Source organism: Campylobacter sp. W0066.2 (assembly GCF_024723515.1).
Lineage (GTDB): Bacteria > Campylobacterota > Campylobacteria > Campylobacterales > Campylobacteraceae > Campylobacter_D.
Genome location: NZ_JANQCV010000039.1, coordinates 1 through 970, shown reverse-complemented (window position 1 = coordinate 970; position 970 = coordinate 1). Strand labels below are relative to the sequence as shown.

The following is a 970-nucleotide window of genomic DNA, read 5'->3' as shown; positions in this document are numbered from 1 at the left end:
ACAATATTAAGTTGCAATTAAATTTTCATTATAATTACAAAAATATTTTAGGAGAAAAGTGGTGAAAAATGTTAAAATAAAAGTTGCCTTGATTGCAAATATCATAGCGATTGTATGTCTTTTAATTTTAGGAATTGTAACATTTATTTTTGTTAAAGATGCTCTTTTTCAAGAAATTGTTAATTCTGAACAAAATCGTTTAATTTCTACAAAAAATCTTATGACTAATTTTAAAGATGATACATCTGACTCATTGAAAAAATTAAGCGAAACTATACTTAGACATCCCTATTCTAGTTTGAATTCAACAGAGAAGCTAATGGACAATATAGGCTATCAATTAAGATCATTCAGAGATTTTGGTAATTTTCTAGCGGTTTATCTAGCTCAACCAAATGGAGAATTAATAGTAAGCGACCCAGATAGTGATAGCAAAGGTTTAGACTATGGAATTTATGGAAAGGCTGATAATTATGATGCAAGAACAAGAGAATTTTATATAGAGGCAATGAAAAATAATAGCCTGTATATCACTCCTTCTTATATTGATGTAACAACAGGTTTACCTTGCTTTACTTATGCCATGCCAATATATAAAGATGGTAATTTTATAGGAGTGCTAGCAATTGATGTTTTGGTTAAAGATTTAGAAGATAGTCTTAAACAAATGCCAGGTACGTCTTTTATTTATGATAAAAATCGTTTTTCATTTGTTTCAACAAGTAAAAATTATATCGGAAATGATCCAAATGTTGCTATCGTAGCAGACAAATTTAGCAAGGTAAAAGAAGGTGAGCCATTTTTTTATACTAGCAAGGAAAATCACAAAAGACTCGGAATGTGTGACAATGTAGATGGATATACAGTGTGCAATATGGCTTATATTGATACAATTTCTCAATCAAGTGAGAAGATAGCCTATATACAAGCCATTATTGTTATTTTTACAAGTATTATAAGTACTATTTTA

Annotated in this window: 1 protein-coding gene; it reads left to right on the top strand. The window is 28.7% G+C overall.

The features are described 5' to 3' along the window. Positions 1 to 61: 61 nt before the first annotated feature. Positions 62 to 970, top strand: a 909-nt coding sequence (locus CAMP18498_RS07880; protein ID WP_337198261.1) for a PDC sensor domain-containing protein, incomplete at its 3' end; no start/stop codon positions are given.